Source organism: Staphylococcus sp. GW823-FHT05F06, assembly GCF_058795495.1.
Genome location: NZ_JBXAHW010000003.1, coordinates 56080 through 73565 on the forward strand (window position 1 = coordinate 56080; position 17486 = coordinate 73565).

General features: G+C 32.0%; 15 protein-coding genes and 1 pseudogene. 14 read left to right on the top strand and 2 right to left on the bottom strand.

From position 1 onward, the window contains the following. Nucleotides 1–45 precede the first annotated feature (45 nt). Nucleotides 46–1401, bottom strand: coding sequence for a chromosomal replication initiator protein DnaA (gene dnaA, locus AC1Q7N_RS03015; protein WP_002475480.1), 1356 nt, complete (start codon nucleotides 1399–1401; stop codon nucleotides 46–48). 748 nt (nucleotides 1402–2149) lie between these two features. On the opposite strand from dnaA, the gene rpmH reads away from it, so the two are divergent. From rpmH to AC1Q7N_RS03065, 10 genes and pseudogenes are all read left to right on the top strand, one after another. Beyond that, a complete protein-coding gene (gene rpmH / locus AC1Q7N_RS03020) occupies nucleotides 2150–2287 on the top strand; it encodes a 50S ribosomal protein L34 (RefSeq protein ID WP_000240855.1) in 138 nt (45 codons plus the stop codon). Between the two features lie 158 nt (nucleotides 2288–2445). Continuing rightward, nucleotides 2446–2793, top strand: a complete 348-nt coding sequence (gene rnpA, locus AC1Q7N_RS03025; protein ID WP_001832522.1) for a ribonuclease P protein component — start codon at nucleotides 2446–2448, stop codon at nucleotides 2791–2793. Between the two features lie 145 nt (nucleotides 2794–2938). Further along, nucleotides 2939–4318, top strand: coding sequence for a tRNA uridine-5-carboxymethylaminomethyl(34) synthesis GTPase MnmE (gene mnmE / locus AC1Q7N_RS03030; protein ID WP_001831768.1), 1380 nt, complete (start codon nucleotides 2939–2941; stop codon nucleotides 4316–4318). 72 nt (nucleotides 4319–4390) lie between these two features. Continuing rightward, on the top strand, nucleotides 4391–6268 hold the full coding sequence (mnmG, locus tag AC1Q7N_RS03035; RefSeq protein ID WP_001831818.1) for a tRNA uridine-5-carboxymethylaminomethyl(34) synthesis enzyme MnmG: 1878 nt from the start codon (nucleotides 4391–4393) through the stop codon (nucleotides 6266–6268). Continuing rightward, entirely contained in the window at nucleotides 6268–6987 is a 720-nt protein-coding gene (gene rsmG, locus AC1Q7N_RS03040) for a 16S rRNA (guanine(527)-N(7))-methyltransferase RsmG (protein ID WP_002494612.1), read from the top strand. Before mnmG ends, rsmG begins: the two co-directional genes overlap by 1 nt. 43 nt (nucleotides 6988–7030) lie before the next feature. Continuing rightward, nucleotides 7031–7870 carry a nucleoid occlusion protein gene (gene noc / locus AC1Q7N_RS03045; RefSeq protein WP_001831794.1) on the top strand — a complete coding sequence of 280 codons (840 nt, stop codon included), beginning with the start codon at nucleotides 7031–7033 and terminating at the stop codon, nucleotides 7868–7870. Between the two features lie 400 nt (nucleotides 7871–8270). Next, nucleotides 8271–8630, top strand: a complete 360-nt coding sequence (locus AC1Q7N_RS03050; protein WP_001831810.1) for a DUF3147 family protein — start codon at nucleotides 8271–8273, stop codon at nucleotides 8628–8630. A gap of 15 nt (nucleotides 8631–8645) precedes the next feature. Beyond that, a complete protein-coding gene (locus tag AC1Q7N_RS03055) occupies nucleotides 8646–9041 on the top strand; it encodes a DUF3147 family protein (protein WP_001831775.1) in 396 nt (131 codons plus the stop codon). Further along, nucleotides 9007–9546: a TetR/AcrR family transcriptional regulator gene (locus AC1Q7N_RS03060; protein ID WP_001831797.1), complete on the top strand. Its 540-nt coding sequence runs from the start codon at nucleotides 9007–9009 to the stop codon at nucleotides 9544–9546. The genes AC1Q7N_RS03055 and AC1Q7N_RS03060 overlap by 35 nt, the downstream gene beginning before the upstream one ends. A gap of 219 nt (nucleotides 9547–9765) precedes the next feature. After that, nucleotides 9766–10336 (top strand): annotated as a pseudogene (locus AC1Q7N_RS03065) (helix-turn-helix transcriptional regulator). 187 nt (nucleotides 10337–10523) lie between these two features. Here the strand turns inward: AC1Q7N_RS03065 and AC1Q7N_RS03070 are convergent. Then, a complete protein-coding gene (locus AC1Q7N_RS03070) occupies nucleotides 10524–11153 on the bottom strand; it encodes a YIP1 family protein (RefSeq protein ID WP_002486168.1) in 630 nt (209 codons plus the stop codon). 237 nt (nucleotides 11154–11390) lie between these two features. On the opposite strand from AC1Q7N_RS03070, the gene AC1Q7N_RS03075 reads away from it, so the two are divergent. The 4 genes from AC1Q7N_RS03075 (at nucleotide 11391) to lip (ending at nucleotide 17424) form a co-directional block, all read left to right on the top strand. Then, nucleotides 11391–12509, top strand: a complete 1119-nt coding sequence (locus tag AC1Q7N_RS03075; protein ID WP_001831820.1) for an efflux RND transporter periplasmic adaptor subunit — start codon at nucleotides 11391–11393, stop codon at nucleotides 12507–12509. Continuing rightward, nucleotides 12506–13192, top strand: coding sequence for an ABC transporter ATP-binding protein (locus tag AC1Q7N_RS03080; protein ID WP_001831756.1), 687 nt, complete (start codon nucleotides 12506–12508; stop codon nucleotides 13190–13192). Before AC1Q7N_RS03075 ends, AC1Q7N_RS03080 begins: the two co-directional genes overlap by 4 nt. Next, nucleotides 13185–14381 (top strand): ABC transporter permease, encoded by a 1197-nt coding sequence (locus AC1Q7N_RS03085; RefSeq protein WP_001831769.1) that lies wholly within the window; start codon nucleotides 13185–13187, stop codon nucleotides 14379–14381. Before AC1Q7N_RS03080 ends, AC1Q7N_RS03085 begins: the two co-directional genes overlap by 8 nt. Before the next feature lie 997 nt (nucleotides 14382–15378). Continuing rightward, nucleotides 15379–17424: a YSIRK-targeted triacylglycerol lipase gene (gene lip, locus AC1Q7N_RS03090; protein ID WP_492712778.1), complete on the top strand. Its 2046-nt coding sequence runs from the start codon at nucleotides 15379–15381 to the stop codon at nucleotides 17422–17424. Nucleotides 17425–17486: the final 62 nt, after the last annotated feature.

Sequence of the window (17486 nt, forward strand, 5' to 3'; positions counted from 1 at the left end):
TCTGCTAATTTTCAATTTATTCAATATTGATTGATTTATTTCCCATTACTGATTTCTAATTTCTTTTTCTAAGTTTTCTACTTCTTGCTTAAATGTAGGATCAGACTTGATATCATTTGCAATCTTTTCATGGGCATGGATAACTGTTGTATGATCGCGACCTCCAAATTCTTCACCTATCTTAGGTAATGAAAAATCAGTTAATTCTCTAGATAGATACATAGCTATTTGTCGTGGGTAAGCAATTGACTTTGTACGTTTTTTAGCACTAAAATCTTCAATTCTTACACTATAATATTGACCAACTACCTTTTGGATATCTTGAATTGTAATCTTTTTAGACTTAGGTGATTGAATGATATCTTTTAACGCTTCTGCGGTAAGTTCGGTTGTAATAGGTTTCCCTTGTAATTTTGAGTACGCTAAAAGTCGAGTTAATGCGCCTTCAAGTTCACGAATATTTGATTGAATTTGGTTGGCGATGTAATTCAAAGCTTCTGGCGGAATATCAAGATTTTCTTCTTCAATTTTCTTTTGTAATATTGCCATTCTTGTTTCGTAATCAGGTGGCGTGATATCAACTATTAGCCCCCACTCAAAACGAGAACGTAGACGGTCTTCTAGCTTAGCAATTTCTTTTGGTGGACGATCACTTGAAATAACGATTTGCTTATTATTTTGATGTAATTCATTAAAAGTATGGAAGAACTCCTCTTGCGTTTGTTCTTTATTTTGAATGAATTGAATATCATCAATTAATAAAACATCAATTTTACGATACTTTTCACGAAATGCTTCAGTTTCATTATCACGTATTGATTTAATAAATTCGTTTGTGAATTTCTCACTAGAAGTGTAAATGACTTTAGCATTAGGTTTGTTACTAAGAACATGATGTCCAATTGCATGCATTAAATGTGTTTTACCTAGACCTACGCCTCCATATATAAATAATGGATTATAAGCTTCTGCCGGTGCTTCTGCAACAGCTAAACTTGCAGCATGTGGGAAACGATTGCCAGGTCCAATGACAAATGTATCGAATGTATTGTGCATATTAAATTGTTCTTTTCCCCAAGTCTTATCATCTATAGAAGAATTTTGTATTTGGGGTTCTTGAACTTCTTGTGTATTTACATTGTTGTAGGATGCAAGTTCATCTTCAGAAATAAAATGTGGTTTCACTTCATAACCGATGACATCATAAATAATAGCCTGCATAATTTCTGAATATCGCTGATTAAGCCAACTCGCATTGAAAGGCAGACTTACTAATATAATGGCTTCGTCATTTTTAAGTGAGTAGAGTTGCGTATCTTTTATGAACGTTTGATAACTAGTGTTTGAAATTCTTTCCTGGGCAATTTCTAAAACTTTATCCCAAATTTCTTTCTCTGACATAAATAACTCCATCTTTCTTAAAATTTTAGACTTATACACAGAAATAACATAGGTGGATAAAAATAATCACAGTATGTTAATAATTATCCACAAGTTAATCACAATCAGTGGATAACTTAAACATAACTATGATTTATGCACACCATTTATGTATATAAATTTAATAAATAAATCCTTATAAAATCATAATTTGAACGACTTATCCACATAATTATACTTTTTAACTCCAAGTGATGTCAAATGGCTGTGAATATGTTGTTAAATTTTGAATAACTGTGTGTATAGCGCATATGTTATCCACAGTTTTTGAGAGAATTTCTGTGTATAAGTGGATAACTTCAAATAAGCGTCACAATTTCTTTTTTTACTTTGGGAAATAATTTATATGGATTGTATGAACTATGTATATGACAAATTATTATTAAAATTGGTAATAATTTGATGAAGAAAAAAGATTTCTTATATTAAATCACAACAAGTGATTTTCAATCGTTATATTCGTAAATTCATCTTGCTTTATAAAAGGTATTTTGTTATATTGTAGTAGTTGCTTGAATTATGACTAGATAATAATAAGCTATAGAACAAATTTCTTAATAGCAGACACAATAAGAGAGCAATTGCTCAGATGAAGTATGTTAGTAATTGAAGCTAATATATACTTCGTTAATTTATCTATTTATATGAACCAATTTCTAGGTAGGAAGTTGGAAATATTGGTAATTGAATTCAGATGGAGGTGTTTTGCATGGTAAAACGTACTTATCAACCAAATAAACGTAAACATAGTAAAGTTCATGGTTTCAGAAAACGCATGAGCACTAAAAATGGCCGCAAAGTTTTAGCGCGTCGTCGTCGTAAAGGCCGTAAAGTTTTATCTGCATAAGATCACTGAATCATCAGTGGTCTTTTTTTTGTTTAAATAATAAAATGATATTTAAGTATTGTTCTGATATCATTTTCAAAATAATATATACGTATGTTTTGTTAATAGATAATTGTTACTATTAAAATGAATAGATTAGAATAAGCGAGTGATGTTTAATGGAAAAAGCATATCGTATTAAGAGAAATTCAGACTTTCAAGCGATATACAAGAATGGGAAGTCTGTTGCAAATAGACAATTTGTTGTCTATACCTATAAAAATAGAGATTTAAAACATTTTCGCTTAGGAATAAGTGTCTCAAAAAAACTGGGCAACGCTGTTACAAGAAATAGAATTAAAAGAGCGATAAGAGAGAATTTTAAAGTGCATAAGCAAAATATTATCGCTAAAGATATTATAGTTATTGCGAGGCAACCAGCAAAAGATATGAATACACTGGAGATTCAAAGCAGTTTAGAGCATGTGCTTAAAATTGCAAAAGTGTTTAATAAAAAGATTAAGTAGGGTAGGGGATTTAGACGAACCGTAGTCTAACGTCACACATACCGAAGCCTTACATATGAATGTTGAACAGTTTATTAGCTTTTTTTAAAGAAACAATTTACAATGTTATAATGAATTTTTACATTAATAAGGAGGCGAGACTCTTATGGATTTTGATACGATTACAAGTATTTCAACACCGATGGGTGAAGGTGCTATTGGAATTGTGAGATTATCTGGGCCACAAGCTATTGAAATCGGAGATATCTTATATAAAGGAAAGAAAAAGTTATCTGAAGTTGAGACGCATACAATAAATTACGGTCATATTATTGATCCAGAAACAAATGAAACAGTTGAAGAAGTCATGGTGTCTGTATTACGTGCCCCTAAAACTTTCACACGAGAAGATATTATTGAGATAAATTGCCATGGTGGTATTTTAACAATTAATCGTATATTAGAGTTAACTATGACTTATGGTGCACGTATGGCAGAACCAGGTGAATATACAAAACGTGCATTTTTAAATGGTCGTATAGATTTATCTCAAGCAGAAGCGGTTATGGATTTTATACGTTCCAAAACTGATCGAGCTTCTAAGGTTGCGATGAATCAAATAGAAGGACGTTTAAGTGACTTAATCAAGAAACAACGTCAATCCATATTAGAGATACTCGCCCAAGTTGAAGTTAACATTGATTATCCAGAGTATGATGATGTAGAAGACGCAACGACGGACTTCTTACTAGAACAGTCTAAGCGTATTAAAGAAGAAATCAATCAGTTACTTGAAACAGGAGCACAAGGTAAAATAATGAGAGAAGGGTTATCTACAGTTATTGTAGGACGTCCTAATGTTGGGAAGTCTTCGATGCTAAATAACCTTATTCAAGATAATAAAGCAATTGTGACTGAGGTCGCTGGTACAACAAGAGACGTGTTAGAAGAATATGTCAATGTTAGAGGTGTCCCGTTACGACTTGTAGATACTGCGGGTATTAGGGATACTGAAGATATCGTAGAGAAGATTGGTGTAGAACGTTCTAGGAAAGCTCTAAGTGAAGCAGATTTAATTTTATTTGTGCTTAATAACAATGAACCTCTGACGGAAGATGATCAAACTTTATTCGAAGTCATTAAAAATGAGGATGTTATTGTAATCATTAATAAAACAGATTTAGAACAGCGATTAGATGTTAGCGAACTAAGAGAGATGATTGGTGATATGCCACTTATACAAACATCGATGCTTAAACAAGAAGGTATTGATGAATTAGAAATACAAATTAAAGATTTATTCTTTGGTGGCGAAGTACAAAATCAAGATATGACTTATGTATCTAATTCACGTCACATTTCATTGTTGAAACAAGCGAGACAATCAATTCAAGATGCGATTGATGCTGCTGAGTCTGGTATCCCAATGGATATGGTACAGATTGATTTAACACGTACTTGGGAAATTCTAGGAGAAATTATTGGAGAATCAGCGAGTGATGAATTAATAGATCAACTATTTAGTCAATTTTGTTTAGGAAAATAATGATATAAAAATATAAACAAGACGGTAAGACGTCTAAAATTCAAGATTTTATGACTTTTGGGAGGTAAAAGAGTGGTTCAAGAATATGATGTAGTAGTCATTGGTGCTGGTCACGCCGGTATTGAAGCAGGTTTAGCTTCAGCTCGTCGGGGTGCTAAAACGCTGATGTTAACAATTAATTTAGATAATATTGCTTTCATGCCATGTAATCCATCTGTAGGTGGTCCTGCGAAAGGAATCGTTGTACGTGAAATAGACGCTTTAGGTGGACAAATGGCAAAAACTATTGATAAAACTCACATTCAAATGCGTATGCTTAATACAGGTAAAGGTCCAGCTGTTAGAGCTTTACGTGCTCAAGCAGATAAAGTATTATATCAACAAGAAATGAAGCGTGTACTTGAGAATGAGGATAATTTAGACATCATGCAAGGTATGGTTGATGAACTCATTATAGAAGATAATGAAGTTAAAGGTGTTCGTACTAATATTGGTACAGAATATCGTTCTAAAGCTGTCATTATTACAACAGGTACATTCTTACGTGGAGAAATTATACTAGGAAACTTAAAATATTCTAGTGGCCCTAACCATCAATTACCATCTGTAACTCTAGCAGATAATTTAAGAAAATTAGGATTTGATATCGTTAGATTTAAAACGGGTACACCACCACGTGTAAATGCGAGAACCATCGATTATTCTAAAACTGAAATCCAACCAGGTGATGATATAGGTCGAGCGTTTAGTTTTGAAACAACCGAATTTATTTTAGATCAATTACCTTGTTGGTTAACTTATACAAATGGAGATACACATCAAGTCATTGATGATAACTTACATTTATCTGCTATGTATTCCGGTATGATTAAAGGTACAGGTCCTAGATATTGTCCATCAATTGAGGATAAATTTGTCCGCTTTAACGATAAACCAAGACATCAACTTTTCTTAGAACCTGAAGGACGTAATACGAATGAGGTATACGTGCAAGGATTATCTACTAGTTTACCTGAACATGTTCAACGTCAAATGTTAGAAACCATTCCAGGTCTTGAAAAAGCAGATATGATGCGTGCGGGTTATGCTATTGAATATGATGCAATCGTGCCTACTCAATTATGGCCAACGTTAGAAACAAAAGCGATCAAAAACTTGTATACTGCAGGTCAGATTAATGGAACATCAGGATATGAAGAAGCAGCGGGACAAGGAATCATGGCAGGTATTAACGCTGCTGGTAATGTTTTAGGTACAGGTGAAAAAATACTCAGCCGTTCAGACGCATATATTGGTGTACTTATAGATGATTTAGTCACTAAGGGTACAAATGAACCGTATCGATTATTAACTTCACGTGCGGAATATCGATTATTACTACGTCATGATAATGCTGATTTACGTCTTACTGATATGGGGTATGAATTAGGTTTAATATCAGAAGAACGCTATGCAAGATTTAATGAAAAACGTCAACAAATCAAAGATGAAATACAACGACTTACCGATGTACGTATTAAACCAAATGAACATACGCAAGCAATTATTGAAGCTAAGGGTGGTTCAAGATTAAAAGATGGCATATTAGCGATTGATTTATTACGTCGTCCGGAAATGAACTACGAAACAATTTTAGAAATCTTAGAAGAATCACATCAACTTCCTGAAGCGGTTGAGGAACAAGTTGAAATTCAAACAAAATATGAAGGTTATATCAATAAATCTTTACAACAAGTAGAAAAAGTTAAAAGAATGGAAGCGAAAAAAATTCCTGAGGATTTAGATTATAGCAAGGTAGATAGTTTAGCATCTGAAGCACGCGAAAAGTTAGCTGAAGTTAAACCATTAAATATTGCACAGGCTTCACGAATTTCAGGTGTGAATCCAGCAGATATCTCAATTCTACTTGTTTATTTAGAACAAGGTAAACTTCAAAGGGTGAAACAATAATGAGTATTGAATGGTTATCAGAGAAATTAAGCGAGCAAGGCATAGAACTATCTAATACGCAAAAAGAGCAATTTCAAAAATATTATCAATTACTTGTTGAATGGAACAAAAAAATGAATTTGACAAGTATTACTGATGAACATGATGTTTATTTAAAACATTTCTATGATTCAATAGCGCCTAGTTTCTATTATGATTTTAACGGTCAATTAAGTCTTTGTGATATCGGTGCTGGTGCAGGTTTTCCAAGTATACCTTTAAAGATAGTATACCCTGAATTGAAAGTAACGATTGTAGATTCTCTAAATAAAAGAATACAATTTCTAAATCATTTAGCTGCAGAACTAGGTCTTGAAGATGTTAGTTTTGTGCATGATCGAGCAGAAATATATGGCAAGGGTGTCTACAGGGAGTCTTATGATATTGTTACAGCTCGTGCAGTAGCGAGATTGACTGTCTTAAGTGAGTTGTGCTTACCTTTAGTAAAAAAAGGTGGACAGTTCCTTGCACTTAAATCATCAAAAGGTGAAGAAGAATTGCAAGAAGCGACGTTTGCTATTAACATTTTAGGTGGTAATGTGAAAGAGACTCATACTTTTGAATTACCTGAAAATGCCGGTGAGCGACAAATGATTATTATTGATAAACGTAGACAGACATCAAAAAAATACCCAAGAAAACCAGGTACGCCAAACAAATCTCCACTAGTTGAAAGTTAAGACATCATAGTATGATAAATAATTGAGAGGGAGAGAATGGATAATGAAGAAACCTTTTTCAAAATTATTTGGTTTAAAAAATAAAGATGACATCATTGGTTATACTGAAGAAGAACGTAATAATAATGTAGAATCCATTCATATTGAACGTATCGTACCCAATCGTTATCAACCTAGACAAGTATTTGAGCCAAATAAGATTAAAGAATTAGCAGAGTCTATTGAAGAGCATGGATTATTACAGCCTATAGTTGTACGTCCAATTGAAGAAGATATGTTCGAAATTATAGCCGGCGAACGACGATTTCGAGCATTACAGTCGTTGCATAAACCTCAAGTAGATGTCATTGTTCGAGATATGGATGATGAAGAAACAGCGGTAGTTGCATTGATTGAAAATATTCAACGTGAAAACTTATCTGTCGTCGAAGAAGCGGAAGCTTATAAAAAGTTACTTGAAATCGGGGGAACGACTCAAAATGAATTAGCAAAAAGTCTAGGCAAGAGCCAAAGCTTCATTGCTAATAAACTTAGATTATTGAAGTTAGCACCCAATGTGATTAAGAGATTACGTGAAGGTAAGATTACAGAAAGACATGCACGAGCGGTATTAGTATTACCTGATGAAACACAAGAAGAATTAATCGAGCAAGTTATTAGTCAGAAGTTGAATGTGAAACAAACTGAGGATAGAGTACGTCAGAAAACTGGACCAGAGAAAGTAAAAGCGCAGACTTTCCAATTTTCTCAAGATGTAACACAAGCAAAAGAAGAACTAGGTAAGAGTATTGAAACGATAGAAAAATCAGGTATACGCGTTGAACAAAAAGATAAAGAACATGAAGATTATTATGAAATTAAAATAAAGATATATAAGAAATAATTATAAGAGTCTGGTACATATTTTGATGATGTATTAGGCTCTTTTTATCGTATTACAGTGCATTATCTTTAATAGTATAACGGTAAAAAATTCTGTGCAATAAAATATCCAAATAGCAAATATCAACATTAATAATCATATTAAATGTACCTAATAACATCTTAACCATAGCAAAGAAAACTTGTATTGCGTCACTCAATGAAAGAGCGGTTATATTAGATAAACGTATAATATTTTAAATGATGAAAAAGTGACTTTAAAATGTTTTACGTGAAACAAAAATTATCATTATTTAGAAAATTAGGTGATTTAAACAATATATTTACAACAATTGATTTACGCTATAAACTAAAAGTAAACGATACGTTTCGTTTAATAAATATGGATGAGAAGGGTTATTGTGTTTGGTATATCAATTTCTAGTGCTATACTACATTTCGTTATCGGAGGATTTGCTGTTGCACTTGCATCAATTATGGCTGATAAAGTAGGAGGAAAATTAGGTGGCATTATTGCCACAATGCCGGCAGTCTACCTTGCAGCTATTATAGCGTTAGCTATAGACCATAAAGGACAGCAACTTATTCAAATGTCAATTCATTTAAGTACAGGAGCAATTGTTGGGATTGTCTCATGTATTGTAACTGTGTTCTTTACTTCAATTTTTATTGGTAAGAAAAATTATAGAAGTGGAACAGTATTTGCAATTCTTTGTTGGTTTGTGATTTCTGTTGCGATTTTCTTAGTCAGACATATTTAAATTGGAGGATTAAAAATGAAGTTAGCAATTATTAAATTTTCAGTTGGTGGTTTAGCTGTTTTAATTAGTTATATTGTTTCTGTCGTGCTTCCATGGAAGGAATTTGGAGGTATATTTGCAACCTTTCCCGCAGTGTTTTTAGTTTCAATGTGTATTACTGGTATGCAATTTGGCAATGAGGTAGCTATGCATGTGAGCAGAGGCGCAGTCTTCGGTATGATAGGAGTTTTATGTAGTATACTAGCAACCTGGGGATTACTACAAGCTACACATATGTGGCTATTGAGTATTATTGGTGGTTTTGTAGCTTGGTTTGTAAGTGCATTGATTATTTTTGAAATTGTGGAATTCATAGCACATAAAAGAAGGGATAAACATGGCTGGAAGACCAAAAGATCCAACAATCAATAAAAAAATTTATACTGAGATTCAACGTTTATTGGAAACGACTCATTTTAGAGATATTACTATAGATCAAATTTCTGAGAATACTGGTATTTCTAAAGCAACTATTTATAGACGTTGGAAGGATAAATCTTCAATTATCATGTCCGCGTTTATTGAACAATCTCAATATATTGTGATTCATAATCAAGATAATTTATATGATGATTTATTCCAGTTTTTAGTGAAAATAAAAGATATCTATAAAACAAAACTAGGTAGTGCTGTGATTGAAATATTAATTAGTCATCAACAAATGGAAGCTAGAGAAACTTTTATGACTAATTACTTTAATCATAATCGCAAAGTTTTAAAAGAGATTGTTCGTAAGCACATACAAGAGGAAGAACAAGATTTGTTTATTGATTTAATCTTCTCACCCATCTATTTTAATATATTAATTAAACCTGAAACTCTGGATAAAAATTACATTAAAAAGATGTTGAATCAAGTTTTACGTATATATCATTGATATGAAAAACGCTCCTTTCGAGGAGCGTTTTTTGTTTTTCATGTAACAGGTTAGCCTAAGGTCAGTCTATTAAAACCTTTAACCATACTATGTCAAAGCATTTTGACAATGATAAAGGTGACATCGCAAAAACTATTTGATAGCTTTTATAGAGAAAACCTGATTTGATTTAATAATAATATTAAATGATTTCAAATCATAATTAAGGAGTTTAAAGCAATGAATGTTAGCAATCAAATCAAAAAAATTTAGAGAAAGAGATGGGTATTCACAAGAATTTTTGGCTGAGAAAATGTTTGTTTCAAGACAAACTATTTCAAATTGGGAAAATGATAAAAGTTATCCGGATATTCATAATTTACTTATTATGTGTCAACTCTTCAAGGTATCTCTAGACGAACTAGTGGAGGATGATTTGAAAAACGTGCAAATCAAAAATATTAAAAAAGAATTAGACTTTTGGACATGAATGATGATAATTACAATGGTATTAGGAAGTGTTCTCATAGGTCCTATGATTCATTACTTTCATTGGTTAGGAATAGGAATAACATATTTAGTATTTTTAATAGGTATCATTGCTTCTACAAAATTAGAAAAAATTAAAATAAAAAATGATATTGAAACATACGACAGGATATTAGCATTTATTAATGGTAAAGATCCTAAAGAGGTGCAAAAAAGTAAGTTTAGAGATATATGGACATCCTCAATTTCTTTTATTTTCTTTGTTGGTGTGATCATCGGTATAAGTTACTTAAGTATCATTTTAACTGATTATTTTTTATAAAAATCAAAAAGAGAATAGACTGGATGCCTATTGAATTTGACACCCAGTCTACTCTAAGAATGATTATTTATTGCTTTGTCCACTCATAATAATAATGGGAAATATGAAACAACACATAATACAAAATTATGATTATTGTTTTCATAAATATTCCCTACATAGTTTTTATTGCACTTAATAGCAGCGTTTAGCTATTCATTCCACTTATCATACCTGATCCTATTAATATGATGAGTGCAACGATTCCTAATATCACAGATGCTTTTTTAGATAAACGACTAGTTGAGTAATAAACAACACCTGTTAAAAAGGCTTTTAAAAGATTAGTTAAACTGAAAGCCATGAGTGTTTTATTATCCTTTGAAAAAATGTTTAAGCTATCAAGCTTATAGTCTGTTATCTTTAGTCCAAAAACTATTTGAATTAAAGAAATAATAGTTGTAAATCCTAAAATAATGATTGAATAAGAGAGTGCTGCTGAGAATAAACTGCTCGCTTTGGCGTCAGATTTAAATATTTTAGAAATAATTAGAAAGATTAAAAATACTACAACAACACTAAAGATTGTTCCTATGAAAGCGCCTATAGTTGTAGACATACGTAACATATTTTCATCCATTTGGTTATTAGCTATCGATTGGTTATCTAATAGTTCATTACTAGTATTATATGTGATGAAAGCGCTAATAATAGCTAATACTATCACTATGATTGATTTAAGTATCCATTTTGGCTGATGTCTTAGTTTGTTAAAATGATTAACAAATGGAATACTTGAGTTTTGAATATCATTTTCTTTTAATTCCTGTGTACTCATGTAATATATCTCCTTTACTTATTAAGGTTAGTTTGATGGTAACATTTTATTACATAATATAAAATGCAAAATCCTTAAATTTAATTAAATATAGTTACTAATACTAATTTAAAGGTAAAATGATTGATAATATATTAAAAATTATAAGATTTAGTAATTTTTTTACATATAAAAGATTAATAATTTTACAAATGTGTTATCATTTCCTTGTGAATCTATTACACAAGGAGAATATATATGAATAAGAAACTATTGTGGAGCATCATTGGTATTGTAATTATTGTCGTATTAATCATTGCTGCTTTTATATTAAAACAAGTTAATGGTTCAGGTAGTAAAGATAGTAATGCTTACGATACATATACAGTAAGAAAAGAAACACCTATTAGTTTAGAAGGCAAAGCGTCTCCAGAATCTGTGAAAACTTATAACAATAATCAATCTGTGGGTAACTTCTTAAGTGTTTCAGTACAAGATGGTCAAACAGTTAAACAAGGTGAACGTATCATCAATTATGATACAAATGGGAATAAACGCCAACAACTATTGAACAAAGTGAATCAAGCACAATCTCAAGTTAATGATGATTATCAAAAAGTAAATCAAAGCCCTAACAATCATCAATTACAAGTTAAATTGACTCAAGATCAAAGTGCTTTAAATGAAGCTCAGCAGTCATTGTCACAATATGACAGACAACTCAATGACAGCATGAATGCATCATTTGATGGTAAAATTAACATTAAAAATGATTCAGATGTAGGCGAAGGGCAACCTATTTTGCAATTAATTTCTTCAAATCCTCAAATTAACGCAACTATTACAGAGTTTGATATTAATAAAATTAAAGAAGGCGATGAAGTAAATGTCACTGTAAATAGCACAGGTAAAAAAGGAAAAGGAAAAATTCTTAAAATAGATGAACTTCCTACAAGCTATGATACAAGTGACGATAGTACAGCATCATCGGCACAAGCAGGGGCACAAGGTGATAGTGAAGAAGGAACTGAAATGACGACATCTAATCCTACAATTAATCAGCCAACAGGTGGTAAAAGTGGCGAAACATCAAAATATAAAGTTATCATTGGTGATTTAGATATACCCGTGAGATCAGGCTTCTCTATGGATGCTAAAATCCCTCTTAAAACTAAAAAGCTACCAAATAACGTGTTAACAAAAGATAATAACGTATTTGTCGTTGATAAAAATAATAAAGTTCACAAACGTGAAATTAAAATTGAACGTAATAATGGTGAAATCATTGTGAAAAAAGGATTGAAATCTGGCGATAAAGTCCTTAAAAGTCCAAAAGGTAATTTAAATGATGGAGAAAAAGTAGAGGTGTCATCATGATTGAATTGAGAAAAATCAATCGACACTTTAAAAATGGAAATGAATCAAATCATATTTTGAAAGACATAGATATTCATATTGATGAAGGTGAATTTATTGCTATCATGGGTCCGTCTGGTTCAGGTAAAAGTACGTTAATTAATATCTTGGGATTTATTGATCGTGGATATGAAGGAGAATACTTTTTTAACAATGAGAATTATCAAAAAAGCTCAGATAATAAGCTCGCAGAAATTCGAAATCATACTGTAGGTTTCGTCTTTCAGAATTTTAAATTGATTCAAAATAACACTATTTTAGAAAATGTAAGTATTCCGCTAATTTATAATGGTTTGAGTAATAAAGCGAGAAAAAGCAAAGTTTTAGACGGACTTCATGACGTCGGTCTAAAAGGTAAAGAGAATCTCTTACCAAATAAATTGTCAGGAGGGCAGCAACAACGTGTAGCTATTGCCCGGGCAATTATTAATGACCCTAAGTTTATTATTGCCGATGAACCTACTGGCGCTCTTGATTCGAAGACATCTCAAGATATTATGGAGCTTTTCGTAAAACTGAACAAAGAACAGAATACAACTATTATTATGGTAACGCATGATCGTGAAGTGGCGGAAAAAGCTGATCGTATTATCCATATTTTGGATGGGCGTGTGCAAGAGGAAGAGGTGTTGACACGTGAATAACTTTTCAAATGTCATATCAGTTGCTATTCGTTCCATTTTAAAAAACAAACGACGTAATATCTTTACGATGATTGGAATAATTATTGGTATCGCATCAGTAATTACTATCATGTCGTTGGGGAACGGTTTTAAGAAGTCAACGACTGAGCAATTCAATGATGCTGGTGCTGGTAAAAATCAAGCTTCAATTTCTTACATGACAGAAAATATGGAAGCGCCTAAAAATAATCCATTTAAGCAAGAGGATATGAGTGTTGTTGAACAGGTTAATGGTGTTAAGAGTGCTAAAGTAAAAGAGGATAAGGATAGCACATATTCAGTCAAAATTACGAATACACATGGCAGTAGTGATGCTAGTTTAAAAAAGGTTGATAAACTGACAGATGTAGATGAAGGAAAAGGATTTACGAATGATGATAATGAAGTGCTAGAAAAAGTAGCCGTTATAGATAAAAAAATTGCTAAAAAAGTATTCAATAATCAGGCAATGGGTCAATCTATTTATATAAATGGAGAAGGGTTTAAAGTCGTAGGCGTCTCTGAAAGCTCAGAAGTCGATGAAAGTGGGATGCCTATTGAGTCATTAATTCAAATACCTTCAAAAACATTTAATAAATATATGGGCAATTTGACACAAGGTATGCCTCAATTATTAGTTACAGTTGAAAAAGGTTCAGATAAGAAAGACGTAGGTAAAAAGGTCGAAAAAGTGTTGAATAAAAAAGGAACTGGCGTATCTGAAGGTCAATATAGTTATGAAGATAATGAAGCGGTGATGAAAACGATAGGTTCAGTCTTAGACACGATTACTTACTTTGTCGCAGCTGTTGCGGGAATATCACTCTTTATTGCAGGTATTGGTGTGATGAATGTCATGTATATTTCAGTCACTGAACGAACAGAAGAGATTGCAATTCGTCGTGCATTTGGCGCTAAAGGTCGAGATATTGAAATACAATTCTTAGTAGAAAGTGTTGTGTTATGTCTCATAGGTGGTATCATCGGATTAATTCTAGGTATTATTATTGCTACATTGATTGATCTCGTGACACCTGAAATGGTTAAGAGTTCCGTCAGTCTAGGTTCCGTCATCCTAGCTGTAGGTGTATCAACATTGATAGGCATCATTTTCGGTTGGATACCTGCACGTTCAGCTTCTAAAAAAGAATTAATTGATATTATTAAATAATCTATAGCATAGAATGATTTATCGTAAGGTACTATATGGTCGAAATTCTTGTTAACACAGCTATTAGTGTTTATATTGTTGCATTATATACTCAATGGTTAAGTACACGCGATAATTTGAAAGCATAGTAGTTATTAGCCTTTATCACCTATACCCCCTCACTGTTACAAATAGAGGGGGTTAATATATATGTGAATACTTATTTCTGACTATCTATCAATCAGTTGAAGAATGTAAAAAAATTTTTCATGAATTGAATAAAAAATATAAAAAGCAGTATATGTATTAACTAAAATTATCACGATCTTTAATTAATTTATAATATGAATTTAAAATATGGATATGGAAATATAAAGTGATTCAACATTATATGCGTAATTAATTATTAGAAAATATTGATGTAGATTAAATTTTTACAGAAGAGTATTTATAACTATTTGCAGGAAAAATAAAAAGGTTAATGTAGTTAGCTTACTATCAGCGCACGAATAGTGGTTGATCAATAGAAAAATTATAGATGCAAAGTAAACCATCCGTTTGTACGGGTGGTTTTGATTTTGTAAGGTAAAAACTCATTATTGCAGGATATACAAGAGTATTGTCTATCGAGCGAAATATAGAAAGGTAATTTGAAAATTTGAGATGATATATAACTTTAAACATTGAGTAGACTCAACTCAAAAAGTAAGATTAGTTATTAAAAATGTTTCGCATGCTACTTTTTTCATTTAATGATACTTGAATTGTTATTAATAAATAAGATTATTTTATCAATTTTAATTGTGATTAATGCGATAAAATAGATAAATATAATCGAAAATAATGTATTAGATTATTTTAAATGCTGTAATAGAATCAATAAAATGTTTTAAAAACTAAAAAGTTAACAAAAATTTAACCAAATTAGTTAAAAAAATTAATAACTTTTATGTTATTTTGAATTTAGCAGTTATTTTTTCATTCTTTATAAGGGAAAAATCTTATAGAGGTGATTTCTTTGACAAATAATAATAGAATAAAAAGATTTAGCATTAGAAAATACGCAGTGGGAGTAGTATCAATTATTACAGGTGCAACAATTTTCATCGGAGGGCAACAAGCTCAAGCAGCTGAAACTTCAGTGCAACATGCGGATGCACACCCAGAAGACTCGCAAACAACACAACAATTAAAAAATGATAAGGTAGAAGAAACGTTAAAAGCTTCAAAACAAGGTAATGCTGATAGTCAACAAGTACAAACAATTGATCAATCTAAAACAAATCAAAACAACCAACATTCTGTAGCTGAAAGTGCACAACTGAAAAGTGATGAGACAGCTAATCAGCCAAAAAAAGAAGAAGGTAGCTCAGTAAAACAAGACGTCCAACCGTCTAAAAATGTAAATCAACAAGACGTAGCTACTCAATCAAATGAGAGAGAAAATAATGACATAAAAGATGAAGGTCAAACTTCAAAGACGAGCAATCAACATATCCAGAGTTCTAACAGTTATAATCAATCAACAGGAACAAAAGACAGCTACTCAGAAGAAATCGACCAACCATTAGTGAAATTACAAAAGCCGTCTAATGATTCTACATATCAAACACAATCAAAAACAAAACAAGATAGTTCTAAACAACTCCCTCAAGAAAAAACAACAAAACGTCAAATTCAAACAACTGAAAATGAACAGACAACTAAAGTTGATTCTAAAAAAGCTAATGACACTCAAAATGTTGAAAAACATACTCAAGAGCCTAAAAATGATACATCAACATCACAAAAAAATCATCAACAAGTAGCTACAAAAGAACAATCTAATAGAAGTACAACAAGGGAGACGCAAAAGCAATCAGCAAATGCTAATCAAAATCATCAGTCTACACATCAAGCACAGTTCAAAAACCAATATCCAGTAGTATTTGTCCATGGTTTCCTAGGCTTTGCAGGTGATAATCAATTTAGTTTAGCTCCAAAATATTGGGGTGGTACAAAATACAATATTGACAGAAATTTAACTAATGAGGGATACAATGTACATGAGGCAAATATTGGTGCTTTTAGTAGTAACTATGATCGCGCAGTAGAATTGTATTACTATGTCAAAGGAGGACGTGTTGATTACGGTGCAGCGCATGCAGCTAAATATGGTCATCATCGCTATGGTCGAACATACAAGGGCATCATGCGTGATTGGGAACCTGGCAAAAAAATTCATTTTATAGGTCACAGTATGGGTGGTCAAACCATTCGTCAAATGGAAGAATTCTTAAGAAATGGTAACCAAGAAGAAATAGAATATCAACGTCAACATGGGGGTACTATATCCGATTTATTTACAGGTGGTAAAGATAATATGGTTGCTTCAATTACTACACTTGGCACACCACATAATGGTACACCTGCTGCAGATAAAATTGGCACACGTAAACTTGTAAAAGAAACGATTAATCGTATTGGTAGATTAAGTGGTGGTAAAGATGTAGATATAGATTTAGGTTTTTCTCAATGGGGATTAAAACAACAACCAAATGAAAGCTACATTGATTACGCGGAACGTGTATCCAAAAGTAAGATTTGGAATACTGAAGATCAAGCTGTTAATGATCTGACAACGCAAGGTGCTGAAAAAATTAATCAACAAACAAGTCTAAATCCTAATATTGTCTACACTACTTATACAGGGTCAGCGACTCACACAGGACCTCTTGGTAATGAATTACCTAATTCTAGTGAAATTCTTTTGTTGAACTTAACCAGCCGTATTATTGGTAAAGATGCAAACAAAGAAATTAGACCGAATGATGGTGTAGTTCCAGTTATATCATCACAACATCCTTCTAATCAAGCCTTTAAAAAAGTTGATGATTATACACCAGCTACTGATAAAGGTGTTTGGCAAGTGAGACCCGTTCAACATGATTGGGACCATTTAGATTTAGTAGGTATGGATGCATTTGATTTAACACATACAGGTAGAGAATTAGGTCAATTCTATCTAGGTATTATGGATAATATCATGAGAATCGAAGAAGCAGACGGTATTACAAATAAATAAATTTATAGTGTAAGGAAGCCCTCAATAGGGAGGTCACACTGACCTCTATGTTGAGGGCTTTT

What these genes read in the sequence shown, in the direction of transcription:
- dnaA (WP_002475480.1), bottom strand. Translation starts at nt 1,401, where the DNA reads ATGTCAGAGAAAGAAATTTGGGATAAAGTTTTAGAAATTGCCCAGGAA.
- rpmH (WP_000240855.1), top strand. Translation starts at nt 2,150, where the DNA reads ATGGTAAAACGTACTTATCAACCAAATAAACGTAAACATAGTAAAGTT.
- rnpA (WP_001832522.1), top strand. Translation starts at nt 2,446, where the DNA reads ATGGAAAAAGCATATCGTATTAAGAGAAATTCAGACTTTCAAGCGATA.
- mnmE (WP_001831768.1), top strand. Translation starts at nt 2,939, where the DNA reads ATGGATTTTGATACGATTACAAGTATTTCAACACCGATGGGTGAAGGT.
- rsmG (WP_002494612.1), top strand. Translation starts at nt 6,268, where the DNA reads ATGAGTATTGAATGGTTATCAGAGAAATTAAGCGAGCAAGGCATAGAA.
- noc (WP_001831794.1), top strand. Translation starts at nt 7,031, where the DNA reads ATGAAGAAACCTTTTTCAAAATTATTTGGTTTAAAAAATAAAGATGAC.
- AC1Q7N_RS03055 (WP_001831775.1), top strand. Translation starts at nt 8,646, where the DNA reads ATGAAGTTAGCAATTATTAAATTTTCAGTTGGTGGTTTAGCTGTTTTA.
- AC1Q7N_RS03060 (WP_001831797.1), top strand. Translation starts at nt 9,007, where the DNA reads ATGGCTGGAAGACCAAAAGATCCAACAATCAATAAAAAAATTTATACT.
- AC1Q7N_RS03070 (WP_002486168.1), bottom strand. Translation starts at nt 11,153, where the DNA reads ATGAGTACACAGGAATTAAAAGAAAATGATATTCAAAACTCAAGTATT.
- AC1Q7N_RS03075 (WP_001831820.1), top strand. Translation starts at nt 11,391, where the DNA reads ATGAATAAGAAACTATTGTGGAGCATCATTGGTATTGTAATTATTGTC.
- AC1Q7N_RS03080 (WP_001831756.1), top strand. Translation starts at nt 12,506, where the DNA reads ATGATTGAATTGAGAAAAATCAATCGACACTTTAAAAATGGAAATGAA.